We start from the raw sequence: 23,794 nt of genomic DNA on the forward strand, positions 1-23,794 counted from the left end.
TATCCAGAGGGTACAAAAAATGAAAAGAACGATGGTTTCACTGCTTGCCGGCGCGATGTCGCTGGCGGCCGCGCAGGCGCTCGCCGCCGACAAGGTCACTTTGCAGCTCAAATGGGTGACGCAGGCGCAGTTCGGCGGCTACTACGTCGCAAAGGACAAGGGGTTTTATGAAGAGGAAGGCCTCGACGTCACCATCAAGCCGGGCGGGCCGGACATCGCGCCGGAGCAGGTGATCGCCGGCGGCGGCGCCGACGTCATCGTCGACTGGATGGGCGGCGCGCTGGCCGCCCGCGAAAAGGGCGTGCCGCTGGTCAACATCGCCCAACCGTTCAAGAAGGCCGGCATGGAACTGGTCTGCCCGAAGGACGGGCCGGTGAAGACCGAGGCCGACTTCAAGGGCCATACGCTGGGCGTCTGGTTCTTCGGCAACGAATATCCGTTCTATGCCTGGATGAACAAGCTCGGCCTGAAGACCGAAGGCGGGGCGGACGGCGTCACCGTGCTGAAGCAGAGTTTCGACGTGCAGCCGCTGATCCAGAAGCAGGCCGACTGCATCTCGGTGATGACCTACAACGAGTACTGGCAGTTGATCGACGCCGGCTACAAGCCGGAAGACTTGATCGTCTTCAACTACACGGTGATGGGCAACGACCTGCTCGAGGACGGGCTCTACGCCATGGAGGACAAGCTCAAGGACCCGGCCTTCGAGGACAAGATGGTGCGCTTCGTGCGCGCCTCGATGAAGGGCTGGAAATACGCCACCGAGAACCCGGATGAAGCTGCCGACATCGTGGTCGAGAATGGCGGCCAGGACGAGAACCACCAGAAGCGCATGATGGGCGAGGTGGCAAAACTGATCGACAACGCCGACGGCAAGCTGATCGAGGCGGCCTACAAGCGTACCGCCGATGCCCTGCTGGCCCAGAAGATCATCACCAAGGAGCCGAGCGGCGCCTGGACCGCGGCGATCACCGACAAGGCGATCAAGTAGAGGCCGCGAGTTTCAAGCAAGATCGGGAAGGGGCGGGCGACCGCCCCTTTTTCGTGGGCGGGAAACTTATGGGAGCGCGGTTCGTTAACAGCGCAGCCGTTGCCGATCGCACGGCTTCTGATCAAGGGAGGAACGCTATGCGCAAGTCTGTTTCCCTGCCGTTCGCCACCGGTCTCACCCTCGCCGCTGCCCTCTTCGCCGCGTCGCCGGCCATGGCCGAGATGGTAAAAATGTCGGCCACGCTCGAAGCTTCGCAGGAAGTGCCGCCGAACGACAGCGCTGCCAAGGGCACCGCCGATATCACCTTCGACACCGAAACCAGGAAGCTCGACTGGACGATCGAATATTCCGGCCTGACCGGCGATGCCACCGGCGCGCATTTCCACGGTCCCGCCGCGGCGGGCGCAAATGCCGACGTGGCCGTGCCGATCGAGGATCCGAAAAGCGGCGCGAAAGGCTCGGCGACGCTGACGGAGGCGCAAGCGACCGACCTGATGGCCGGGCAATACTACGTCAACATCCACACCGCAGCGCATGCCGGCGGCGAAATCCGCGGCCAGGTGGAAAAGGCGATGTAGCGCATTACAGTGCTCTAAGTCGCTATCGCCCGTCGCGGATATCCGTCAACGTCCGCGTCGGCGTGATCGCCTCGGGGTCGAGTCTTATCTCGACGATCGCCGGCTTGCCGCTGGCGCGCGCGCGCTCGAAGGCTGGGGCGAAGTCGGCGGTCTTCTCAACCGTCTCGCCATGGCCGCCATAGGCGCGGGCGAGGGCGGCGAAGTCCGGATTGACCAGGTCGGTGCCGGAGACGCGGCCGGGATATTCGCGCTCCTGGTGCATGCGGATGGTGCCGTAGATGCCGTTGTTGACGACGATGACGACGATCGGCAGGCCGTATTGCACGGCGGTGGCGAATTCCTGGCCGTTCATCAGGAAACAGCCGTCGCCGGCAAAGGCGATCACCTGACGATCCGGGAAAAGCTGTTTCGCCGCGACCGCCGCGGGCGTGCCGTAGCCCATCGAGCCGGAAGTGGGTGCTGCCTGCGTGGCGAAGCGGCGGGATCGGTGGAAGCGATGCACCCAGGTGGCATAGTTGCCGGCGCCGTTGGTGATGATCGCGTCGTCCGCCAACACGGTTTCCAGATAGGCCATGATCGGCCCCATGGCGACCGGTCCCGGTCCACTCTCGGGCGGCGTCGACCAGTCGAGATAGGCGGCGTGCAGGCGCTCCGTCTCGGCCTCCCAGGCGGGCGGCGCCTTCGGCGCGGTTTTCGCGAAGGCCTCGGCGAAGGCGGCCGGGGTTGAGTTGATCGCGACCGTCGGCCGATAGACGCGGCCGAGTTCGTCCGGATCGGCATGGACGTGGACGAGCGTCTGGTCGGGGTAGGGGCTTTTCAGCAGCGTATAGTCGGAGGACGGCATTTCGCCGAAACGCCCGCCAATCAGCAGGACCAGATCCGACTGCTTGATGTAGCTGGCCAGCTTCGGGTTCGGGCTGATGCCGACATCGCCGGCATAGCAGGGGTGCAGGTGGTCGAACAGCATCTGCCGGCGGAACGAGACGCCAACCGGCAGCGCCCAGGCCTCCGCTGTCTTTTCGAAAGCGGATTTGGCTTCCGCCGTCCAGCGCGTGCCGCCTAAAATGGCGAAGGGCCGCTTTGCATTGGCCAGCAGGTCGGCGAACTGCCGCATCTCGGGTTCGCCCGGCCGAGTCTCAACCGGCGTCCACGGCAGAGCCGCAGGGGCCTCGGCCTCGCTCGTCAGCATGTCCTCCGGCAGCGCGATCACCACCGGCCCCGGCCTACCGGAAGTGGCGACGGAGAAGGCGCGGGTGACGATCTCGGGGATGCGCGAGGCGTCCTCGATCTCGGTCGCCCATTTGGCGATGGGACCGAAGAAGGCGCGGTAGTTCACTTCCTGGAACGCCTCGCGCTCGCGCGCATGGCTGGCGATCTGGCCGATGAACAGGATCATCGGGATCGAATCCTGCATGGCGATGTGGACGCCGGCCGAGGCATTGGTGGCGCCGGGGCCGCGGGTGACGAAGCAGATGCCGGGTTTTCCGATCAGCCTTCCGTGGCAGTCCGCCATCATCGCCGCGCCGCCTTCCTGGCGGCAGACGATGGTCTTGATCGGCGAGTCATGAAGCGCGTCGAGCACGGCGAGATAACTCTCGCCCGGCACGCAATAGAGCCGGTCGACGCCGTTGGCTTCGAGGGCTTCGACGATCAACTTTCCGCCGGTCTTCATGCTTCGCGCTTCTCCAGTTCGCCAAGGATTTCCGCCGTGTGCTCGCCTAGGCGCGGCGAAGGGCGCTCGTAGGCCAGCGGTGTCTGCGAAAACACCATCGGCGAACGCACCGAGGGCAGGGCGTTGCCGTGGCCGTCGTCGAGGTCGAGCCGCATCTTTCGCGCGATCGCCTGCGGGTCGGCGAACATGTCGGCGATGGTGTTGATCGGGCTCGCCGGCACGCCGGCCGCTTCGAGCTTCGCCAGCAGGGCGTCGCGGTCGAACTTCGCCAGTCTTTCGACCATCGCGGCCCGCAAGGCGACGCGGTTTGCGACCCGCGCCGAATTGGTGAAAAAGTCCGGATGGTCGGCGAGACCGTCCAGCCCGACCACCGCGCAGAACTTCTTGAACTGCCCGTCATTGCCGACCGCAAGGATAAAGTGGCCGTCGGCGACCGGCAGCACCTCATAGGGCGCGATGTTGGGGTGCGCGTTGCCCATGCGCGACGGCGCCTTGCCGGACACGAGGTAGTTGAGGTTCTGGTTGGCGAGCACGGAAATCTGGGCGTCGAACAGCGCCATGTCGATGTGCTGGCCCTCGCCGGTCGCCTCGGCATGGCGGAGCGCGGCCTGGATGGCGATCACCGAATAGAGGCCGGTGAAGACGTCGGTGACGGCGACGCCGACTTTTTGTGGCTCGCCGTCCGCCGCGCCGGTGATCGACATCAGGCCGGACATGCCCTGCACAATGAAGTCGTAGCCGGCGCGCGCCGCATAGGGGCCGTCCTGGCCGAAGCCGGTGATCGAGCAGTAGACGAGGCGCGGGTTGATCTTTCGCAGGCTCTCGTAGTCGAGGCCGTATTTCTTCAGCCCGCCCAGCTTGAAGTTCTCGATGAGCACATCGGCGGAAGCTGCCAGTTTTCGAATCGTTTCGGCGCCTTCGGGTGTCGAGAAATCCACCGCGATCGAGCGTTTTCCGCGATTGCAGGAGTGAAAATAGGCGGCCGACAGGTTCTCGCCGTCCTCTCCGGTGACGAAGGGCGGACCCCATTTGCGGGTGTCGTCGCCGTCCGGGCTTTCCACCTTGATGACGTCTGCCCCGAGGTCGGCCAGCGTCTGCCCGGCCCAGGGGCCGGCGAGGATGCGGGCGAGTTCGATGACGCGGATGCCGTGAAGCGGAGGACTGGACATCGCTCCTCTATGCCAGTCCGGCGTGCGCCAGGAAACAGGATTCGGATGCGACAGCTTCGCTGGGCCCGCAGGCACGTGCGGAGCTGCTGAATAGCTGTCGGCAAGGTGATGCGTGTAATCTGTTCGGAGTTGGAAGCAATTCTCGTAGAGTTTATGATGATTTTTGTCAAAATTCCAAGAAATATTCGCCTATAAATTCGGTTAACCATAAGTTTGGATGGGGGGAATCCTATGGCAGTCGTCAAGGACAATACGTTGGGAGTCGATGCGGTTCTGTTCGATCAAGGATCGCAGGCGCTGGGCGGCGCATTTGGCTTGGAGCTTCTGTCGATCGGAGGACAGACATTCGTCTACGTCGCGGGTTACAATGATGACGGCATCTCCATCAACAAGCTGGATGCCAAAGGAAACCTGTCCTTCATCTCGTCGACGATCGATGTCGGCGCGACAAAACTCGACGGAGCCGCGAATTTCGCGACGGCCAGCTTCGGTTCGACACGCTATCTCTATGCAGCAGGTGCGCTCGAGAACGGCATCAACACTTTCAAGGTCGCCAATGACGGCAGTCTGACCTTCGTAGGCAGCGTCGTGGACGACGCGACGCTCGAACTCGCCAACAACGAAGGAGAGATGACCGTCGTCCAGAAGGGCGGCAAGCAGTTTCTGATCGCGCCCGGCAGGACCGATGACGGCGTCAGCGTCTTCGAACTGAAATCGAACGGTTCGCTGAGCAACGTGGCCAATGTTCCGGATACGGCCGCGACCGCCTTGAACGGCGCCTATGCCACGACCTCGCTGACGACCGCAACCGACACCTTCGTCTTTGTCGGCGGGCGGGACGACCATGGCATCACGGCCTTCGAAATGGGTGCCGACGGCTCGCTGGCGGCGACCGACACGGTCTTCAACACCGTCGGTCTCGAGATCGCGAGCGTGTTCGCACTGGCGACCGCCACGGTCGGCGGAAACAACTACCTTATCGCCTCGGGCGAGGGGTCCGACGGCTTGAGCGTCTTTTCGGTCTCCGATGCCGGCCTTCTGCTCAATGTTTTCAACATCTCGCATTCGACGGATATTCCGCTCAACGGGGCGCGGGGCCTGAAAGTCTTCTCGTTCGGCGGTGAAACCTACCTGGCGGCGGCCGCCACCGGGTTCGGCGGGACTATCTCGTATTTTCGCATCGAGGCAAACGGCTCGCTCACCCACATCGACAGCGTCTCCGACGATGCCGATTCGCGCCTGACGGGCGCTTCGCACATCGATTTCGTGGAATTGGACGGCACCGCATATCTGCTGGCAACGGGCGTCTTCGGCGACGGCGTCAACCTGTTGAGCATAGGCGGCGGCGACAGCACGCTCGACGGCACGAGCGGGGTCGACACGCTCTACGGCTACAGCGGCAATGATACACTGAACGGACTGAGCGGTAACGACCGGCTGGACGGCGGGCTGGGCGCCGACACCATGGCCGGGGGCAAGGGCGACGACGTCTACGTCGTCGACCAGCAGGGCGACGTGATCGTCGAGACCGTGGGAAACGGTGCGGCCGATCGGGTGACGGCCCGCGCCAGCTATGCGCTGGCGGCGGACGACGACATCGAACTGTTGACCACCACCAACAGCACCGCCAAGTCGTCGATCAATCTCACCGGCAATCTGGGGGCCCAGACGATCTATGGCAACGCCGGAAACAACGTGCTGAGTTCCGGCGGTGCGGGCGGCGCGACGGATGTCATGCGCGGGCTGGGCGGCAACGACACCTACCGTGTCTACAATTCCGGAGACACGATCGTCGAAAGCGCGACGCAAGGTACGTTGGACCGGCTGGCTGCCGCGGTCGACTACGTGCTTGGCGCCAATGTCCACGTCGAGCTCATGGGCACCAACGGTACGGCGGGCACGGCTTCGATCGATCTCACCGGCAATGCGCTCAAGCAGGAAATCATCGGCAATGCCGGCAGCAATACCCTGCATGACGGCGGTCCCGGCGCGGCGGACACGATGAACGGCCTCGGCGGCAACGATACCTACCGGGTGCACAATTCAGGCGACGTGATCTTCGAGGCGGCAGGCAACGGCATCGATCGCGTGGCCACGACGGTCAGCTATGCTCTGACGGCCGGAGCGGAGGTGGAGACGATCCAGACCAGCTCGACGCTGGGGCTTGGCGCAATCAACCTGACTGGCAACGAGTTCGCCCAGTCCATCATCGGCAACGCCGGCAACAACCGCCTGGAGGGGAAGGGCGGGGCCGACACCTTGCGTGGGCTGGGCGGCCTCGACACGTTCGTCTTCGCAAGCTCGCTGGGGGCAGGTAATATCGACACGATCGTCGGCTTCGTTGCAGCCGACGACCGCTTCCAACTGTCGAAGGCGATCTTCTCGGCCTTCACGCAGACCGGCACGATTTCCTCCGGCCAGTTCCGCGCCAATGCCTCGGGCGAAGCCCAGGATGCCAACGATCTTATCATCCAGGACATCGACAACGGCCGGCTCTACTATGATGCCGACGGTTCGGGGCTGGGCCTGCGCATCCATTTCGCGACGGTTGGGGCGGGGGTGGCATTGACGAGCGCGGACTTCATCATCGCCTGAGGTTACGCCGGTTGCCGGGCGGAGCGCTCGGCAGCCACGCGTTTCGCCCAGCCAATGAAATCCGCGGTGATCTCGTCGCGGTTGAGGTCGTTCAAGCTTTCGTGGCGGGTCTGCGGCCAAATCTTTGAAACCAGATTCGAAAAACCCATTTTGCGCATGCGCGCGGCCAGCTCTTCGACGGCCTTGCCGTTGACCGTCGAGGGGTCGGCGCCGCCGCCGACGAGATTGATGGGCAGGTCGCGCCGCACGGTCGCAAAGCTGCGGTCGTCGGCGCCGGCGAAGACCATCTGGAACACGTCCTGCCAGAGCGATACCGAAGCGTCCCAGCCGCAGAGCGGGTCGGCGACATATTTGTCGACCTCCGCTGGGTCGCGCGACAGCCAGTCCGCCGATGTGCGGCAATTGGGGATCTTCTTGGCCCAATCCTGAAAGGTCAGTTTCGGCAGCATGCGCGACGGCACGTCGGAGCCCAGCCGGAATCGTTCCCAGGCAAGCATAGCCTGGCCGGCCCGGCCCAAAAGGCCGGGCGAGAAATTGGCGTTCCAGATCGCCGCGCCGGCCAGATGGTCGGAGCGGCGCAGCACGGAATTCAGCGCGACGATGCCGCCCATCGAATGGCCGAAGACGATCAGCGGCAGGCCCGGATGTTCCGCGGCGATCTGATCGTGTACGGCATCGATGTCGGCCAGCACCTTTTCGACGCCGTCTTTCGTCGCGAACCGTCCCGGGACGGCGTCGGCAGCCTTGGTGCCGCCATGGCCGCGATGATCGTGGGCGTAGACATGAAAGCCCGCGTCGGCGAGGGCGTCGGCGAAACGGTCGTACCGCGCCGAATGCTCGGCCATTCCGTGGTTGATCTGGACCACGCCGATCGGCTGGCGGTCCGCCAGGGTCACCGTCTGCGCCAGCACGGCGCCGGTCGGCGTGGAAAATTCCCTGCGAAGGCGGCCGGCCATGCTTGCCCAACGGTTCAGGAGCTTCGGATGCGACGCTATGGACAGCGATAGACGATCGCCGGAGGGTCGGCAATCGGCGGCGAAGCCGAAGATCGGCGCCATGATGCGATACGCGGCCACCAAGGCGACGGCGTTGCGGTTCAGGGTTTCAGAGCAGGTCGCGCCTTTTCTGCTCCATTCTGCTGGTGAGGGGTTGGCGCTTGGGTCGAGAGCTTCGTCGATGAGGCAGATAAGGCGCGATGGGGCGCTAAAAGAACGCCGGCAGCGGGGCTGCCGGCGTTCCTGCATGATAGCGGCGGATAGGGGTATTCCGCCTAGACGACGAAGAAATCCACATTGGTTACGCCGAGACCGGCCGTCAGCGTCGCGAATACGGTGCTGCCGCCGAGGGCACTGCCGTTGGAATCGTATTTGAGGATGCCGGTATCGGTCTCGTAGATGATGCGGTGGGCCGCGGTCGTCGCCTCGCCGTCGGGATTGGCCACGAACTGGTCCGCAGAGAGCAAGCCGACCCCGATGATGGCGTTGAAGATGGCGTTGTCCAACTGGATGGTGTCGTTGACGAAGTTGAAGTCGGTGATGTCGTCGACATTGGTCAGGCCAAGCGCGGTATCGAACCGGAAGTTATCGTTGCCGGAGCCGCCCGTCATCGTGTCGTCGCCCGCCCGGCCGTTCAGCGTATCGGCGCCGTTGCCGCCGAGGATGACGTTGACGGCGCTGTTGCCGGTCAGCGTGTCGCCGAAGGCCGATCCGGTGAGGTTCTCGATCGACGAATAGGTGTCGCCGGCGGCGTCCCCGGTGTTGCTGGCCGGAGTGGTGAGGCTGGCGATCACGCCCGCTGCCGCCGTGCTGTAGGACGCCGTGTCCGAACCGGCGCCGCCGGAAAGGTCGTCGGCGCCTGTGCCGCCGATCATCACGTCGTTGCCGTCCTGCCCGAACAGATTGTCGTCGCCGCCGAGGCCGGTGATCAGGTCGTTGCCGGCGCCGCCGACGATGCTGTTGGCGCTGTTGGTGCCGGTCAGCTTGTCGGCGAAGGCCGAACCGGTGAGGTTCTCGACCGAACTGTAGGTGTCGCCCGCCGCCTCGCCGGTGTTGGTCGCCGGGCTGAGCAGGGCGGCCGTGACGCCCGCCGCGGCGTTCTCGTAGGTGGCCCGGTCGCTGCCCGCGCCGCCGGAGAGATCGTCGGCGCCTGTGCCGCCGTTCAGCACGTCGTTGCCGTCCTGGCCGAACAGATTGTCGTCGCCGCCGAGACCGATGAGGAGGTCGTCGCCGTCGCCGCCGATGATGCTGTTGGCGCTGTTGGTGCCGCTCAGCTTGTCGTCGAAGTCCGAGCCGGTCAGGTTCTCGATCGAGGTGAAGGTGTCGCCAAGCGCGTCGCCGGTGTTGGTCGCCGGGCTGAGCAGCGCGACCACGACAGCGGCCGCCGCCGTTTCGTAGGAGGCGCGGTCGCTGTCGGCGCCGCCGGCGAGATCGTCGGCGCCGGTTCCGCCGATCAGCACGTCGTTGCCGGCATTGCCGAACAGGTTGTCGTCGCCTCCCCGCCCGACCAGGAAGTCGTCTCCGGCGCCGCCAAGAATGCTGTTGGTGCCGTTGTTGCCGAGCAGCGCATCGTCGAAGGCCGAGCCGGTGAGGTTTTCGATCGAGTTGTAGGTGTCGCCGAGGGCGTCGCCGGTGTTGCTCGCCGGGGTGGAGAGGTCGGCGACCAAGCCGGCCGCCGCGGTCTCGTAGGTTGCCCGATCGCTGCCCGCGCCGCCGGACATCTTGTCTGCGCCGGCGCCGCCGGCAAGTATGTCGTTGCCGTCGTTGCCGAACAGATTGTCGCTGCCGCCGAGACCGGAGATCTTGTCGTTGTCATTGCCGCCAAGAATGCTGTTGACGCCATTGGTGCCGGTCAGCGTGTCGGCGAAACCCGAGCCGGTGAGGTTTTCGACCGAATTGTAGGTGTCTCCGGCCGCCTCGCCGGTGTTGGTCGTCGAATCGAAGAGGCTGGCAACGACGCCTGCGGCCGCGTTGGCATAGGTTGCCCGGTCCGACCCGGTGCCGCCCGACAGGAGGTCGCCGCCCAAGCCACCGTCGAGAAGATCGTTGCCGCCGGTGCCGAACAATTCGTCGCGCACCGATGTGCCGCGCATCTGCTCATCGTCATTGTCGCCGAGGACGATCAGCCGGTCGCCCTCGCCAACGCCTGCGTTGAAGTTGACCAACTGCAACTGCGACAGGTCGACGTTCGTGTCGGTCAGCATTTCGACGCGGAACTTGTCCGGGCTGCCATTGAGGCTGAAGTCGACGACCAGGTCGGCGGCGAGGCCCGCCCCGATCTGGTCGGCGCGGACCGTCACCGAGGTCGCCGTGTTCGGGAACAATATCTCGATCTCCTCGATCGAGTTCAGGGTCGTGTCGACGAGGCTGATGTCGGCGGTGGCCAGGATGCGGTCAAAGTCAGCGCCGCCGTCGATCGAGTCGTTGGTGAAAGCATCCAGCCCGCCGCCCTGGAACGTGTCGTCGCCGGCGTTGCCCGAGGCGAAATCCTGCAGGCTGTCGACCAGGATCGTGTCGCCTGCGGCGTCGCTGGTCGAGAAGCGCTGGGTCTGGAGGATCTGCCCCACCACGTCGCCCGCGGTTGCGTTGGTGTGGAATGTCGCGAGCTGGCCGTTCTTCATGGCGGCGATCGAAGCGTCGAAATCGTTGTGGGTGGTGCCGACGCTCGAGGCTGTCAGGATTGCCCCGGTGTTCTGGTCGACGAGGGTCCAGACCGGGTCGTTGTGCCCGAACAGGTCATTAACCGTGCCGACCGCGATCATGCCGTTCGAAAGCACCGTGGCCGACGGCGCGAAGTCGTTCGAGGCGTTCTGCGCGATGTCTTGCCAGTCGACAAAATTGCCGGCGGCGTCGAAGCGCGCGAGCGTGATGTCGATGTCGGTGGTGGACCAGCCATTATCCTCGTAGGCAATGGCGAAGCCGCCATTGTCGAGCGCAACCACGCTGGCGTTGCGGTTCACGGTGCCGATTGCGTCGAGCTGCGTCGGCGCTTTCCGCACGGTGCCATTGGCTTCGTAGACGGCATACCACATCTCGTTGCTGGAGCCGACGTTCCGGTGCCAGGCGACGGCGAAGCCGCCGTCGGCCAGTCCGGCGACGCTCGGGTTCTGGTCATTGGCGCCGCTGGCGTCGGCCGCGAAGTTCAAGAGCAGGTTGCCGTCGTTGTCGTAGATCCGCAGGTCCACGTCGTTGTCCGTGCCGCCGAAGAAATCCTGGATGGCGACGACGAACCCGCCGCCGGTCAGTGCCGCCACTTCCGGATCCAGGACGTCGGGCCCGGACTCTCCGATGCTGGTGTCGACCCGCACGGTCGCACCCGTGGTCGTAACGATGCGGAACGACATGTCGGTGCCGGTGTCCGAGAGCACGACGATGTTACCGTTGCTGAGCTGGGTCACAGCCGAGTCGACGCCGGTGATGACGGACGCGCTTCCCGCAATGTCTCCGTCAGCTTCGAAGGTCGTGAGGTCGGTGTGCCCGATATGATCGCCGACGACGGCGACGCCGCCGTCGGACAGGCTGGTGGCGTCAGAACGTCCCGTGATGGAGAAAGGATCGATGCTTTCGACGAAACCGAATGCAAAGCTTGTGGTGACGGCCATGGTTCGAAACTCCCGTTCTGGTTACGGTTGATCCGGATTGCGCGGCGCGCCCGGTCCCCGGGCCGGAATTGGCCGGTTCTCGCGCGGCAAGGGCAGGGCAAAAGCGGCCGCCGGCGCGGTATTGCGCACCGCCCGTATCGAAACCGCATCCAGATGAGCCCAGCCAAAACGACTACGACAACGTGTCAGGTCTCCCGCCCGTGACACGAGGGCGTTGACAGTCCCGCATTACCCGTCGCGCGAACGATCCAAGGGGTCCGCGTCGTGGGGATGTCTTTTGCGAATGTTTCCCGCTCCATTGCTTGTTCTATAAAGCAAAGGATCTGTTGTTTACCATCTTGCCCCAGCGTCCACGTCTCGGGACGGGCGAAGCTCCAGTAAGGAGGGAGGGAGCCTCAAAAGATTTGGTCAACAACTTTTCTTTTTTATTACCTTACGTAAGCTTTTTCATTCATGCAAGGGAAAATTGTGACTCTTGCCACAATCTATGGTTTATTATACTTTTCGTATATGCCGGAATCAAGAAATTTCATTACCCGTCAGGCAGTTGACCGATCCTGGTCAGATTTGGAGTGAACGCATCTTTGTTGCGGGTGCAACACATGCGTGCTGCATATCAACCCTGCGTTTCGGGATGATGCCGCCGCCAGCGGCGTTGTCGCGCGGGCTTGCCGACGCAAGATTCGCAGCCACTTGACGATTGCCGTTTGACCCGGCTTCGCCTACATAGCGCCCAACTCCCGAAACAGGTTCCGAAAGGTTTCGCGCGCGTGGCACGCCAGTTCATCTATCACATGTCGGGCCTCTCCAAGGCTTATGGCACCAAGAAGGTGCTCGACAACGTCCATCTCTCCTTCTACCCCGACGCCAAGATCGGCATCCTGGGTCCCAACGGCTCGGGCAAATCGACGATCCTGCGCATCATGGCCGGGCTCGACAAGGAATTCCAGGGCGAAGCGTGGCTCGCCGAAGGCGCCACCGTCGGCTACCTCGCGCAGGAGCCGCAGCTCGACCCCAACAAGACCGTGTTCGAGAACGTCATGGAGGGGGTCAAGAAGAAGACCGCCATCATCGAGCGCTACAACGAGCTGATGATGAACTATTCCGACGAGACGGCCGACGAATCCGCTCGCCTGCAGGACGAGATGGACCGGCAGAACCTGTGGGATCTCGAGCAGCAGGTCGAGATGGCCATGGAGGCGCTGCAGTGCCCGCCCGGCGAATCGGAGGTCACCAACCTGTCCGGTGGCGAGCGCCGCCGCGTCGCGCTCTGCCGGCTGCTCTTGGAGCAGCCCGACTTGCTGCTGCTTGACGAGCCGACCAACCATCTCGACGCCGAGACCACGCAGTGGCTGGAAAAGCATCTTCGCGATTATCCCGGCTCGGTGCTGATCATCACCCACGACCGCTACTTCCTCGACAACGTGACCGGCTGGATTCTGGAGCTCGACCGCGGCCGCGGCATCCCCTACGAGGGCAATTACACCAAATATCTCGACGCCAAGGCCAAGCGCCTCATCCAGGAAGGCCGCGAGGACGACGCCCGCCAGAAGGCGATCTGGCGCGAGCGCGAGTGGATCGCCTCCTCGCCGAAAGCCCGCCAGACCAAGTCGAAGGCGCGCATCAAGGCCTATGAGGATCTGGTCGAGCAGGCCGACAAGCGCAAGCCGTCCGACACGCAGATCGTCATCCCGGCCGGCGAGCGGCTCGGCAACGTGGTCATCGAGGTCGCCGACATCGACAAGGGTTTTGGCGAGGAACTGCTGATCGAGGATCTGTCGTTCAAGCTGCCGCCCGGCGGCATCGTCGGCGTCATCGGCCCGAACGGCGCCGGCAAGACCACGCTGTTCAAGATGATCACCGGCCAGGAAAAGCCGGACGACGGTTCGATCCGCGTCGGCGAGACGGTAAAACTCGGCTATGTCGACCAAAGCCGCGACGCGCTCGACCCCAACAAGACCGTGTGGGAAGAAATCTCAGGCGGTGCCGAGGTGATCAAGCTCGGCAAGCACGAGGTCAATTCGCGCGCCTATTGTTCGTCCTTCAACTTCCGCGGCGGCGACCAGCAGCAGAAGGTCGGCAACCTCTCGGGCGGCCAGCGCAACCGCGTGCATCTGGCAAAAATGCTGAAGAATGGCGGCAACGTGCTGCTGCTCGACGAGCCGACCAACGACCTCGACACCGAGACGCTGGGCGCGCTGGAAGACGCGCTGGAGGCCTATGCCGGCTGCGCCGTGATCATCAGCCACGACCGCATGTTCCTGGACCGCATGGCCACCCACATGCTGGCCTTCGAGGGCGACGCGCATGTCGAGTGGTTCGAGGGCAATTTCGAGGAATATGAGAAGGACAAGGCCCGCCGCCTGGGACCGGAAGCGCTCGTGCCGCACCGCATGACGCATAAGCGGCTGACGAGGTAGGGGCGTTGTTCGAGCACTATTGATCCGGTATTGTATGGCGATGGAGACCGCCATGCTCACTGTCAAACTGCCGGTGGAACTTGAGGAACGCCTTGACGCTGTCGCTCGCAAGGTGGGGCGCAGCAAACACGATGTCGCTCTGGAGGCGATCATCGAGGAGGTGGGGGACCTTGAGGCCGGCTTTCTCGCGCTCGAGCGCTTGAAGAGTGGCGACACCGAGTTCTACACGCTGGAGGAGGTGCGAGAGCGCCTTGGCCTGACCGACTGAGCCAGGTCCGGCGTGGCCTGGCTTATCCGGATCGAGAAGAATGCCGAGAAGGCGCTTTCGAAGCTATCGCGATCCGACCAGGTCCGCATCCTGAATTATCTCGAAACCAATGTCGCTCAACGGGAAAACCCGCGCGAGATCGGCGCGGCTTTGACCGGACCTCTGGCGGGTCTATGGAAATATCGTGTCGGCGCCTTCAGAATCCTCGCAAGGATCAGTGATAGCACTGTAGAAATCCTGGTCGTTCAGATCGGCAATCGGCGCGACGTTTATCGGTGAGGAAAACTGAAATATAGCTTCACCGTCCAGCGGCGACGCGCATGTGGAATGGTTCGAGGGCAATTTCGAGGAATATGAGAAGGACAAGGCCCGCCGGCTGGGGCCGGAGGCGCTCGTTCCGCACCGCATGACGCACAAGCGGCTGACGCGGGTAGTTGACCCTCGCTGCAATATTGAAGTTCTTTATCTTGTGGCCTCCTGCAAACCGGAGACATCGCCATGGAAAACATCGACCGGCTGGACGACATCCGCACAAAACTGATCGCGGCGAAGGAGGTTCTGGAGCGGGCGCGGTTCAGGGTGGATGCGCTCGACCTCATCCTCGAAGGCGTGGCCGACCAGAAAATCCGCGGCGCCTGCCACGAGGTTTTCGGCCTGACCACGGAGCAGCTCGACGCGCTGGACGACCGGCTCGACGAAATCTACCGGGATGTCTCGGCGATCGCGCGCGAGGCGCGCGACAAGGCGCCGGAATAGAGCCGGCGACCAATGGGATGGCGGCACAGGCTGGCAAGGCATGAAGCCAGGCCATTGCTGACGGCACTCCGTCCAGCACCCCTCATCCGACCCCCCCTTCAACTCGCTCGCTGCGCTCACGGCCCAGGGCGGTGGCCGACCCTGAGCCGTGAGCGCAGCGAGCGAGTTGAAGGGGGGGTCGGATGAGGGGTGTTGGAAGGATCGCCAACGTAAGCCGATGTCAGCATCCGTCAGGATAATTTTCCCAGGACTTATCCCCCTCCTTCCTACCGAAGCGATAATCCTCGTCGCCTGTGCTGGAAAGGAGGCGGCGGAGATGGAGAGAAGTCCGGCAATCGACAAGAACTGGGAGGCGCTGAAGCGTCTGCTGGCCATGCTTGTCGGCATGGCCGAGATGGCCGGTGGCGCACCCACTCTTCCCCGCCATCTCCACCGCGCCATCATGCGACTGTTGCGTCCGGCCGAATCCGCGGCGCGGCGCCTCATCATCGCGGCGGCGCGTGGGATCGTGGTGACCCTGCCGCCGTTTCGCCCGCGCAAACCGAAAGAGCCCGCGATCCGGCGAGGGCCCCGCGCCTTCATGCCGACGGGCCCGAAGAAACGTCCAAACCCAGTGCTGCGCGCCTTGACCCTGTCGCTGCTCGATCCGCTCAAAAATCCGTTCCGCATTCGCCGCCGCTATGTGCCGGCACATGCCCTGCCGCGCATCAGATCGCTCGCTGACGACTCGCCATACCGCCCCCTGCCACAGCCGCCGTCGCCTGACGATCCGATCGATGCCGCCCGCCTTGGCCAGCGGCTGGAGGCGCTGGGTCGCGCGCTCGACGATCTGCCCGGCCAGGCCAAACGGTTTGCCCGCTGGAAGGCGCGGCGCGACGCGGCCGTTGCTCGGGAAAAGCCAAGTGGCGGCGCGGGCGGGCAGGGCGGACAAGATCGCGGCGCGGTCCGCTTCCGGCGCGTCTCGCCGCTGCGGCGCGGGCGTCCGCCGGGCGGCCGGCTGTCGCGTTACGACCCGACAGCCACCCATCCGCGCAACATTCGCGAGATCGACGAGATTCTGGCGCATGCCAACGCGCTCGCCGTCTACGCGCTGGAAACCCCCGACACGTCATGATGGCGCCTGCCGAGCGCGAAGAAAGAAAAATCGATGGCCCTGCGGAATTCCGCAGCTTGGCGACGATGGCGCTTGTGGCGAGGGCGCGATCGATCTAGCAACGGTCGGTAGTCACAGGCCGATTGAACAGCCTTTCAAAAAGCTCCCGGGCGCGGCTGGCAGATGCAAAAGACGAACAAAGAAGACTGGTCCGCGCAAAAATACCTGCAGTTCGAGGACGAGCGGACGCGGCCGGCGCGCGACCTGCTGGCGCGGATACCGCTGGAGACGCCGAAAAACGTCGTCGACATCGGCTGCGGGCCAGGCAATTCGACCGAATTGCTGGCGGCGCGCTGGCCGGAAGCGAAGGTCAGCGGCATCGATTCTTCGCCCGCCATGATTTTGGCGGCGCGCAAGCGCTTGCCAAGGCTCGACTTCTCGCTGGCCGGCGCCGAAGACTGGGAGCCGGGGACGCCGCCGGACGTGATCTTCGCCAACGCGGTGTTCCAGTGGCTGCCGAACCATGCCGAGGTGCTGGTGCGGCTGTTTTCCAGGCTGGCGCCGGGCGGCGTGCTGGCGGTGCAGATGCCCGACAATATTGGCGAACCGTCGCATGGCCTGATGCGCGAGACGGCGGCCGCCATGCCGTTTTCGGCAAAGCTCGCCAAGGCGGCGCGCGCGCCATTGCCGCCCGTTGCCTTCTACTACGACCTGTTCGCGCCTGATGCCGCGCAGGTCGATGTCTGGCACATCGCCTACAACCATCCGCTGGCCGATGCGCAAGCCATCGTCGACTGGGTAAGCTCGACCGGCCTGAAACCGTTCCTCGACCCGCTCGACGCGGACGAGCAGGCGAAATTTGTCGCCGACTATCTTGCGCGCATTGCAAAAGCCTATCCGCCGCGCGCCGACGGACGCGTGCTGCTGCGGTTTCCGCGGCTGTTCATCGTGGCGCGCAAGGCCTGACGGCTGGGCTTTGCGCGGCGCTTAAATCGGCGTAAACGGGTGCGGCGCAATATGACGCCGCCGGGACGGGCGAGCCGGGCCGGGGTAGAAGCCGGTTGCGCGCAGTCACGGAAGTTTTTGCAAACATGCATCGTGTCATGATCAGCGGGATCGGGGTTTTGATCCCCGAGGCCTCAATCACCAACGAGGAGCTGGTCGCAAGCTTCAACACTTACGTCGACGCCGAGAACGCGTGGCGCGAAGGCACGGCCGAGCCGCTGCTGCAGAAGTCGGCCGAGGATTTCATCGCCTATGCCTCCGGCGTCAAGACCCGCCATGTGCACACGCTGGACGGCATCCTCGACCCGGAACGCATGGCGCCGCGCATTCCGCCGCGCGGCGACGACGAACTCTCCGTCATGGCCGAGTTCGGAGTCGGGTCCGCCCTGCGGGCGCTGGACCATGCCGGCCTGACTGGCGCCGACATCGACATGGTCATCTGCGCGGCCTCGCATCACCAGCGACCCTATCCGGCGATCGGCATCGAGATCCAGCAGGCGATCGGCGCGCCGGGCGCGGCCTTCGACATGGGGCTCGGCTGCTCGTCGGCGGCCGCCGGCCTGCATGTCGCGGCCAATCTGGTGCGGGCAGGGGCGCAGCGGCGTGTGCTGGTGGTCACGCCCGAGATCATCACCGGGCATTTGAATTTCCGCGACCGCCAGACGCATTTCATCTTCGGTGACGCCTCCACCGCCATGATTGTCGAGCGCATGGGCGAGGCGCCGCGGCCCGGCCGCTTCGAGGTGATCGACACGCGCGGCTGGACGCAGTTTTCCAACAACATCCGCACCAATTTCGGTTTTCTGCTGCGCGACGGACTGGAGGACACCTCCGCCATTCCGACCGAGGGCAACCTGATCAAGCAGGTCGGCAACAAGGTGTTCAAGGAAGTCACCGTCGCCGGCCACCGCTTCATCGTCGACTTTTTGGCCGAGCACGGGCTGACGCCGGACGACATAAGACGCTTCTGGCTGCACCAGGCCAATGCGCGCATGAACGCGATGATCCTGAAACTGTCTTTCGGCCACGATGTCGGCCGCGACCGCGCGCCGATGGTGCTCGACCGGCTGGGCAACACCGCCGCCGCCGGCGCCGTCATCGCGCTGAAGGAAAACCATGAGGACATGGCGGCGGGCGACTGGGGCCTGCTGTGCGCCTTCGGGGCGGGCTATTCGATCGGCGGCGCGCTGCTCAGGATGATGTGAACCTGGCGGACTGAAGGGGCAGGGCTTCGGTCGCATTCGTTCCGCTCATCGTCCGATCAGCCGTTTTGGCTGGACGCAGCGGGCGGCCGTCGGCAAAGCTTTCGAGCGAAAGGAAACTTCATGCTCGACCTGCCAACAGTCCCGGCCCGCGACGCGCAATTCGATATCGTGCCTGCAAGGAAGCTGACCGGTCGCATCGCCGGGCTCTATGTCGCGGCGACCGATCATTTCGAGACGGCGGCGGTCGACGTGCTCCCGCTCGAGTTCGACGGCATTCCCGGCGATTTTCACGCAGGCCCGACGCGCCGCTCCGGCAGCCGCGAGCCGTGGTATCCACGCGGCACCGAGATGCGCAACGAGCGGCAGCTTTCGATCGTGGCGCCCGACGAACTGGCACTGGTGGCCGAACGGATGGGGCTGACCGAGATCAGGCCGGAATGGATCGGCGCCAACCTTTCGCTCGAGGGTATCCCGCATCTCTCCATGCTGCCGTCCGGCACGCTGCTGTTCTTCAAGGGCGGCGTCACCGTCAAGGTCGACGCGCAGAACGGCCCGTGCCGCTATGCCGGCAAGCAGGTGGCGATGCGCGCCGGCATGGCGGACGAGGAGGCGGGCTCGCTGCTGTTTCCCAAGGCGGCGAAGCGCCTGCGCGGATTGGTGGCCTGGGTGGAGAAGCCCGGAACGCTGACGATGGACGAGGAGGTTTCCGTCCGCGTTCCGGAACAGTGGATTTATAAGCCCGCCTAACCGGCGGGCGACAGGATCACGCCGCCTTGCGGTTCTTCTTCTCGCCCTGGGCAAGGTCGGCGATAAAATCCCACTTCTCCCAGAGCGCAAGCCGGTTGGCGTATTCCTGGCGGATCATCGGCAGGCCGACATCGCCGAAGAAGACGCGCACCGGCGGTTCCTCTGCATCCACCAATGCCAGCATGGCCGGGCCAGTTGCGTCCGGATCGCCGGGAACGACGGTCGCGCGCCGCTGCGCGGTCTTTGCGCGGGCCGGATCGTAGACGGCGATCGGCGTCGAGTGTTTTGCCGAGGGGCCGCCCCAGTCGGTCGAGAAGCCCGCCGGCTCCACTAGCGTCACATGGATGCCGAGATCCGCGACCTCGACGGCAAGCGCCTGGCTGAAACCTTCCAGCGCCCATTTCGAGGCGTTGTACCAGCCGATGTTCGGGAAGGCGTTGACGCCGCCGATGGACGAGATCTGGATGATGTGGCCGGATTTCTGGGCACGCATGATCGGAAGTGCTGCCTGCGTCACCCACAGCGCACCAAACACATTGGTCTCCATCTGGTCGCGGGCTTCTGTCTCGCTGATCTCCTCGATCGCGCCGAACTGGCCATAGCCAGCATTGTTGATGACGATGTCGAGGCGGCCGAAGCGTTTGTGGGCCTCGGCGATCGTCGTTTCGACCGCTGCCTTGTCGGTGACGTCGAGTTTCAGCGCGGCGACGCGGTAGCCGTATTTCTCGACCAGATCGGAGAGGGTTTTGGGATCGCGAGCGGTGGCTGCGACAGAATCGCCGCGCGCCAGTGCGGCTTCCGCCCAAACGCGACCAAACCCTTTTGACGATCCGGTGATGAACCAAACCTTGCTTGCCATGATGATGTGCCTTCCTGCCCACTCGGGCAAATAGCGGCTGCTTGCCCGCGGGCGCGGGCGGTCTTAGATATGCGGAGTGACCTCCGGTTCAGAATATACGGAGCCTCCTCCGTTTTACCAAGGGTCCGCGGAGAAGTTTTTGACATCGCCTGAAAAGCGAAAGCCGCCGCGCGCCGACGCGGCGCGAAACCGCGAAAGACTGCTGGAGGCGACCTCGGCGCTGGTCGCCGAGAAGCGCGGGGACCTGTCGCTTGCGGCTGTGGCCGAACGCGCCGGCGTCGGCATCGGCACGCTCTACCGGCATTTTCCGAACCGCGACGCGCTGCTTGCCGGGCTCTACCGCAACGAGGTGGCACGGCTGAAGGCGGAAGCCGAGATGCTGGCGCGCACGCTGCCGCCGCTGCAGGCGCTGACGACCTGGCTGGAGCATTATGCGGCGCTGATGGCCGTCAAATACGGTTTTGCCGACGCGATGAAGTCGGCGCTCAATTCCGACGCCGAAGTGTTTTCGCAATCGCGCGTGCTGGCCGCCGGCGCGTTGTCGGCGCTGCTCGACGCCGCCGCCGATGCGGGCACGGTGCGGCGCGGCATCGACCCCGAGGATGTGCTGATGGCAGTCGCCGCCACCATTTCCGCGAGCCTCAGCAAGGACGGCTCGGACGCGCGCGGTAAAAGGCTGCTGGGGCTGATCGTCGACGGACTAAGGTTTCAAGAGGAGTGAACTTGCATTCTTGGGCCGAGCGTAGGCTCGCTGTTGCTCCTCACTTGCCCCGAGGCTATCCAGCGCCGCGCTCCGTGCGCCACCGGATGCAACCGCTCTCCGCGGCATCAAATGTCCAGGCTCCTTTCACACGTCCTCGTCGTCCGGATCGAGCAGCCTTGTGGCGCGCCAGCGCGTCAGCACGGCGTTGATCTGGTCGACGACGAAAAAGCGGGCCGAGTCGCGGTCGTAGTCGTCCTCGAGCAGCGCCTCGTAGTCCGTATGCGCATGGCGGACATGCGCCACTGCCGCCAGCCAGACGGCCACGGTCGGCGGCAAGGTCTTCAGGTGTTTCGCGCCCGCGTCCGTCCTGATCTTCTCGGCATCGGCATAGGGTGCCAGCGGCAGCAGCGCCGTCAGCGCCTTGGCGATCGCGCGCTGGCGGTGAGTCGACATCAGCCGCCGTCCGAATCGCTCGCCGGCCGGCTCTTTTCGTAGCTGGCCTCCGGTACGGCATCGGTGGTCGCGAAATAGGGTTTGACGTCTATCACCGGCGTGCCGTCGAGTACATCGATGCCTTCCAGTACAAGCACGCCGGCGGCCTCGTCGATGTTGAGCAACCGCGCCACATGCATACCGACCGGGTTCGGTCGCGCCGGCGAACGAAGGGCGAAGACTCCTTTCGATTCAGCGGCATGGCGGGGTTTTTGCACAATCAGATTCCGCGGCGCGTGATGCAGCCAGGTGAGCAGGACGATGTGACTCGCGGCGGAAAGCTCCCGCAAGCCGTCGCGGAACTCTGTCGCGATCTCGACGCTGGCCGGCTGCCCGCGCTCGCGCGCCTCGCGCATGTTTTTCGGGCAGTCGTCGCGGCGAGCCCAGGGCGAACGGACCAAGCCGATGAAAACGAGATGCGCATCGCCGGTCCGCTGCGCCGGGTCGTCTGCCAGCGCAACCTCGCCGCCGCGCATCTCGAACATGGGTCTGCCCGCATTACCGGCAAGCGGCATTTTCTTGTCCCCGAGCGACATAAGGGTTGCGACTCTCCGATTCTTCACATAAAGATATGTTTATGTCTTTCTGATTGGCAAGCTTGCGATGCGCATCACCCTGGACCTGATGGTTGATATATTGAAGGCGGCGGCCGAATCCAGTCGCCTGCGCATCCTGGCGCTGATCTCGCGCGGCGACCTCACCGTCTCCGACATCACTGAAATCCTCAACCAGTCGCAGCCGCGCGTCTCTCGCCACCTCAAGCTGCTGATGGAGGCCGGGCTGGTCGAGCGCTATCAGGAGGGCTCGTGGGCCTTCTTCCGCATCTCCGACGACGAGGATGTGCGCGAGTTCGTCGCCGGCATCGTGTCGCGCGTACATGAGCGCGACGCGCTGGTCGACCGCGACCTCGAACGGCTGCAGGCGGTCAAGCATCGGCGGCAGGAGAAGGCGAGCGCCTATTTCAGCCGCAATGCCGCCTCCTGGGATCAACTGCGCACCCTGCACGCGCCCGACCAAGCGGTGGAGGCGGCCCTTCTGGCCCTGATCGGCACAAGGCCGTTCCAGTCCATGCTCGACCTCGGCACCGGCACAGGACGGCTGCTCGAACTGTTCGCGCCGCTTTATCGCCGCGGCGTTGGAATCGACCTCTCGCGCGAGATGCTTGCGGTGGCGCGCGCCAATCTCGACCGGGGAGGGGTGTCGCATGCGCAGGTGCGCCAGGGCGATATTTTTGCCCCGCCGGTGGAGCGCGACAGTTTCGACCTGGTCACCATGCACCAGGTGCTGCACTATCTCGACGAGCCGGGCGCCGCGATCCGCGAGGCGGCGCGGCTGCTGAGGCCGGCAGGGCGCCTGGTCATTGTCGATTTCGCGCCGCATACGCTGGAGTTCCTGCGCGACGAGCACGCGCACCTGCGGCTGGGTTTTTCCGATCAGCAGATCGCCGAGTGGTTCGCCGAAGCCGGTCTCGACGTCGAGGCGACGAAGGCGTTCGAGCCGCGCTCCGCCGGCCGCGCCACGCTCACCGTAAAACTCTGGCTCGGCCGCGACAGGCGCGTGCTGATCGCCGACAGTCCAAACGCAGCATTGCAAGGGGAGGCCGCCTGATGAGCCAGTTCCGTTTTTCGCGACGCCCCGACACAGGGGGCCGCGTGCGCGTCTCCTTCGAGTTTTTCCCGCCCAAGACCGACGAGATGGAGCAGCGGTTGTGGCAGACGGTGACCCGTCTCGCGCCCCTCGGTCCAAAATTCGTATCCGTGACCTACGGTGCCGGCGGCTCGACGCGCGAGCGCACGGCCCGAACGGTGAAACGCATCCTCACCGGGACCGACATTCCGGCGGCGGCGCATTTGACCTGTGTCGGCGCGCCGAAGGAAGAGGTCGACGCGGTCATCCGCGAATACAAGGATATCGGCATCGAACGCTTTGTGGCGTTGCGCGGTGATCCGGCGAGCGGCGTCGGCGACGTCTACCGTCCGCACCCGGGCGGCTACCAGAATGGCGCGGATCTGGTCGCCGGCCTGAAGGCGATCGCGGATTTCGACATCTCGGTCGCCGCATATCCGGAAAAACATCCGCAAAGCCCTGATTTCGCGACCGATATCGAGATGCTGAAGCGCAAGGTCGACAACGGCGCGACCCGCGCCATCACCCAGTTCTTCTTCGATAACGATCTTTATGAGCGCTATGTCGAACGAGTGCGGCGGGCCGGCATCTATATTCCGATCGTGCCGGGCATCCAGCCGGTGCATAGCTTCCGGCAGGTGGCGAATTTCTCCGCCAAGGCCGGCACCCATGTGCCGGCCTGGCTGGCGGAGCGGTTCGAGGGGCTGGACAACGACCCGCAGACCCATGCGCTGGTGGCGTCCGCCGTGGCCGCCGAGCAGGTGATGGACCTGATGGAGCGCGGCGTGGAAGAATTCCATTTCTACACGATGAACCGGGCGGACCTCGCCTTCGCGATCTGCCACATGATCGGCCTGCGGGCGCAGGCGGCCGCGCCAGAGGCAATAACTCCCGGCGCTGCCGCTGCTTAGACCAATCGGTCAAGTCGACCCATGAACGGGCCGACGGGGAGTGCAAAAATGCTCCCGAAGTCCTTGTCCACAAAGGAAAAGGCCCGCCGGTGACGACGGGCCTTTCT

22 protein-coding genes are annotated in these 23,794 nt (G+C 64.5%); 15 read left to right on the forward strand and 7 right to left on the reverse strand.

Annotated elements, in window-relative coordinates:
* Window positions 1-19 precede the first annotated feature (19 nt).
* Window positions 20-991: an ABC transporter substrate-binding protein gene (locus RB623_RS05030; RefSeq protein ID WP_308055667.1), complete on the forward strand. Its 972-nt coding sequence runs from the start codon at window positions 20-22 to the stop codon at window positions 989-991.
* Between the two features lie 137 nt (window positions 992-1,128).
* On the forward strand, window positions 1,129-1,569 hold the full coding sequence (locus RB623_RS05035; protein ID WP_308055668.1) for a CHRD domain-containing protein: 441 nt from the start codon (window positions 1,129-1,131) through the stop codon (window positions 1,567-1,569).
* Window positions 1,570-1,591: 22 nt separating this feature from the next.
* Here RB623_RS05035 and RB623_RS05040 read toward each other — a convergent pair whose 3' ends face one another.
* On the reverse strand, window positions 1,592-3,241 hold the full coding sequence (locus RB623_RS05040) for a thiamine pyrophosphate-binding protein (RefSeq protein WP_308055669.1): 1,650 nt from the start codon (window positions 3,239-3,241) through the stop codon (window positions 1,592-1,594).
* Complete coding sequence (locus RB623_RS05045; RefSeq protein ID WP_308055670.1) at window positions 3,238-4,410, reverse strand: CaiB/BaiF CoA-transferase family protein; 1,173 nt, start codon at window positions 4,408-4,410, stop codon at window positions 3,238-3,240. The genes RB623_RS05040 and RB623_RS05045 overlap by 4 nt, the downstream gene beginning before the upstream one ends.
* Window positions 4,411-4,641: 231 nt before the next feature.
* Between RB623_RS05045 and RB623_RS05050 the strand changes: the two genes are divergently transcribed.
* Window positions 4,642-7,005, forward strand: a complete 2,364-nt coding sequence (locus RB623_RS05050; protein WP_308055671.1) for a calcium-binding protein — start codon at window positions 4,642-4,644, stop codon at window positions 7,003-7,005.
* 2 nt (window positions 7,006-7,007) lie between these two features.
* Here the strand turns inward: RB623_RS05050 and RB623_RS05055 are convergent, their stop codons facing one another.
* Both RB623_RS05055 and RB623_RS05060 read right to left on the reverse strand, forming a co-directional pair.
* Window positions 7,008-7,961 (reverse strand): alpha/beta hydrolase, encoded by a 954-nt coding sequence (locus RB623_RS05055; RefSeq protein WP_308055672.1) that lies wholly within the window; start codon window positions 7,959-7,961, stop codon window positions 7,008-7,010.
* Window positions 7,962-8,275: 314 nt separating this feature from the next.
* Window positions 8,276-11,602: a calcium-binding protein gene (locus RB623_RS05060; RefSeq protein WP_308055673.1), complete on the reverse strand. Its 3,327-nt coding sequence runs from the start codon at window positions 11,600-11,602 to the stop codon at window positions 8,276-8,278.
* 770 nt (window positions 11,603-12,372) lie between these two features.
* On the opposite strand from RB623_RS05060, the gene ettA reads away from it, so the two are divergent.
* From ettA to RB623_RS05105, 9 genes are all read left to right on the forward strand, one after another.
* Window positions 12,373-14,022, forward strand: coding sequence for an energy-dependent translational throttle protein EttA (ettA, locus tag RB623_RS05065; protein ID WP_308055674.1), 1,650 nt, complete (start codon window positions 12,373-12,375; stop codon window positions 14,020-14,022).
* Window positions 14,023-14,074: 52 nt separating this feature from the next.
* Entirely contained in the window at window positions 14,075-14,290 is a 216-nt protein-coding gene (locus tag RB623_RS05070) for a CopG family transcriptional regulator (protein WP_308055675.1), read from the forward strand.
* 12 nt (window positions 14,291-14,302) lie between these two features.
* A complete protein-coding gene (locus tag RB623_RS05075; RefSeq protein ID WP_308055676.1) occupies window positions 14,303-14,569 on the forward strand; it encodes a type II toxin-antitoxin system RelE/ParE family toxin in 267 nt (88 codons plus the stop codon).
* 43 nt (window positions 14,570-14,612) lie between these two features.
* Window positions 14,613-14,831 carry a hypothetical protein gene (locus RB623_RS05080; protein WP_308055677.1) on the forward strand — a complete coding sequence of 73 codons (219 nt, stop codon included), beginning with the start codon at window positions 14,613-14,615 and terminating at the stop codon, window positions 14,829-14,831.
* Window positions 14,789-15,046, forward strand: coding sequence for a hypothetical protein (locus tag RB623_RS05085; protein WP_308055678.1), 258 nt, complete (start codon window positions 14,789-14,791; stop codon window positions 15,044-15,046). The genes RB623_RS05080 and RB623_RS05085 overlap by 43 nt, the downstream gene beginning before the upstream one ends.
* A 316-nt stretch (window positions 15,047-15,362) precedes the next feature.
* Window positions 15,363-16,160 (forward strand): hypothetical protein, encoded by a 798-nt coding sequence (locus tag RB623_RS05090; RefSeq protein WP_308055679.1) that lies wholly within the window; start codon window positions 15,363-15,365, stop codon window positions 16,158-16,160.
* A gap of 162 nt (window positions 16,161-16,322) precedes the next feature.
* On the forward strand, window positions 16,323-17,105 hold the full coding sequence (gene tam, locus RB623_RS05095) for a trans-aconitate 2-methyltransferase (RefSeq protein ID WP_308055680.1): 783 nt from the start codon (window positions 16,323-16,325) through the stop codon (window positions 17,103-17,105).
* 125 nt (window positions 17,106-17,230) lie between these two features.
* Entirely contained in the window at window positions 17,231-18,349 is a 1,119-nt protein-coding gene (locus RB623_RS05100) for a beta-ketoacyl-ACP synthase III (protein ID WP_308055681.1), read from the forward strand.
* 120 nt (window positions 18,350-18,469) lie between these two features.
* Window positions 18,470-19,096 (forward strand): MOSC domain-containing protein, encoded by a 627-nt coding sequence (locus RB623_RS05105; protein ID WP_308055682.1) that lies wholly within the window; start codon window positions 18,470-18,472, stop codon window positions 19,094-19,096.
* A 16-nt stretch (window positions 19,097-19,112) separates the two neighbouring features.
* On the opposite strand, the gene RB623_RS05110 is transcribed toward RB623_RS05105, so the two are convergent.
* Window positions 19,113-19,955 (reverse strand): SDR family oxidoreductase, encoded by an 843-nt coding sequence (locus RB623_RS05110; RefSeq protein WP_308055683.1) that lies wholly within the window; start codon window positions 19,953-19,955, stop codon window positions 19,113-19,115.
* A 139-nt stretch (window positions 19,956-20,094) separates the two neighbouring features.
* Here RB623_RS05110 and RB623_RS05115 point away from each other — a divergent pair, with 139 nt between their 5' ends.
* The gene (locus RB623_RS05115; protein ID WP_308055684.1) at window positions 20,095-20,676 is read left to right on the forward strand and encodes a TetR/AcrR family transcriptional regulator; all 582 of its coding nucleotides are present in this window, start codon (window positions 20,095-20,097) and stop codon (window positions 20,674-20,676) included.
* A gap of 126 nt (window positions 20,677-20,802) precedes the next feature.
* Here RB623_RS05115 and RB623_RS05120 read toward each other — a convergent pair whose 3' ends face one another.
* Window positions 20,803-21,111, reverse strand: a complete 309-nt coding sequence (locus tag RB623_RS05120) for a DUF2293 domain-containing protein (protein WP_308055685.1) — start codon at window positions 21,109-21,111, stop codon at window positions 20,803-20,805.
* A complete protein-coding gene (gene tsaA / locus RB623_RS05125) occupies window positions 21,111-21,665 on the reverse strand; it encodes a tRNA (N6-threonylcarbamoyladenosine(37)-N6)-methyltransferase TrmO (protein WP_308055686.1) in 555 nt (184 codons plus the stop codon). Before tsaA ends, RB623_RS05120 begins: the two co-directional genes overlap by 1 nt.
* Before the next feature lie 88 nt (window positions 21,666-21,753).
* Between tsaA and RB623_RS05130 the strand changes: the two genes are divergently transcribed.
* On the forward strand, window positions 21,754-22,758 hold the full coding sequence (locus RB623_RS05130) for a metalloregulator ArsR/SmtB family transcription factor (protein ID WP_308055687.1): 1,005 nt from the start codon (window positions 21,754-21,756) through the stop codon (window positions 22,756-22,758).
* On the forward strand, window positions 22,758-23,687 hold the full coding sequence (metF, locus tag RB623_RS05135) for a methylenetetrahydrofolate reductase [NAD(P)H] (RefSeq protein WP_308055688.1): 930 nt from the start codon (window positions 22,758-22,760) through the stop codon (window positions 23,685-23,687). The genes RB623_RS05130 and metF overlap by 1 nt, the downstream gene beginning before the upstream one ends.
* The last annotated feature ends 107 nt before the right edge of the window (window positions 23,688-23,794 follow it).

The organism is Mesorhizobium sp. LHD-90, from assembly GCF_030929505.1.
In the GTDB taxonomy this organism is placed as follows: domain Bacteria; phylum Pseudomonadota; class Alphaproteobacteria; order Rhizobiales; family Rhizobiaceae; genus Kumtagia.

Coding starts and splice junctions, on each gene's coding strand:
- RB623_RS05085 (WP_308055678.1), top strand. CDS start 14,789: ATGGAAAACATCGACCGGCTGGACGACATCCGCACAAAACTGATCGCG.
- tsaA (WP_308055686.1), bottom strand. CDS start 21,665: ATGCCGCTTGCCGGTAATGCGGGCAGACCCATGTTCGAGATGCGCGGC.
- RB623_RS05120 (WP_308055685.1), bottom strand. CDS start 21,111: ATGTCGACTCACCGCCAGCGCGCGATCGCCAAGGCGCTGACGGCGCTG.
- RB623_RS05030 (WP_308055667.1), top strand. CDS start 20: ATGAAAAGAACGATGGTTTCACTGCTTGCCGGCGCGATGTCGCTGGCG.
- RB623_RS05105 (WP_308055682.1), top strand. CDS start 18,470: ATGCTCGACCTGCCAACAGTCCCGGCCCGCGACGCGCAATTCGATATC.
- RB623_RS05035 (WP_308055668.1), top strand. CDS start 1,129: ATGCGCAAGTCTGTTTCCCTGCCGTTCGCCACCGGTCTCACCCTCGCC.
- metF (WP_308055688.1), top strand. CDS start 22,758: ATGAGCCAGTTCCGTTTTTCGCGACGCCCCGACACAGGGGGCCGCGTG.
- RB623_RS05130 (WP_308055687.1), top strand. CDS start 21,754: ATGCGCATCACCCTGGACCTGATGGTTGATATATTGAAGGCGGCGGCC.
- RB623_RS05050 (WP_308055671.1), top strand. CDS start 4,642: ATGGCAGTCGTCAAGGACAATACGTTGGGAGTCGATGCGGTTCTGTTC.
- tam (WP_308055680.1), top strand. CDS start 16,323: ATGCAAAAGACGAACAAAGAAGACTGGTCCGCGCAAAAATACCTGCAG.
- RB623_RS05060 (WP_308055673.1), bottom strand. CDS start 11,602: ATGGCCGTCACCACAAGCTTTGCATTCGGTTTCGTCGAAAGCATCGAT.
- RB623_RS05040 (WP_308055669.1), bottom strand. CDS start 3,241: ATGAAGACCGGCGGAAAGTTGATCGTCGAAGCCCTCGAAGCCAACGGC.
- RB623_RS05070 (WP_308055675.1), top strand. CDS start 14,075: ATGCTCACTGTCAAACTGCCGGTGGAACTTGAGGAACGCCTTGACGCT.
- RB623_RS05110 (WP_308055683.1), bottom strand. CDS start 19,955: ATGGCAAGCAAGGTTTGGTTCATCACCGGATCGTCAAAAGGGTTTGGT.
- RB623_RS05100 (WP_308055681.1), top strand. CDS start 17,231: ATGCATCGTGTCATGATCAGCGGGATCGGGGTTTTGATCCCCGAGGCC.
- RB623_RS05055 (WP_308055672.1), bottom strand. CDS start 7,961: ATGGCCGGCCGCCTTCGCAGGGAATTTTCCACGCCGACCGGCGCCGTG.
- RB623_RS05045 (WP_308055670.1), bottom strand. CDS start 4,410: ATGTCCAGTCCTCCGCTTCACGGCATCCGCGTCATCGAACTCGCCCGC.
- RB623_RS05090 (WP_308055679.1), top strand. CDS start 15,363: ATGGAGAGAAGTCCGGCAATCGACAAGAACTGGGAGGCGCTGAAGCGT.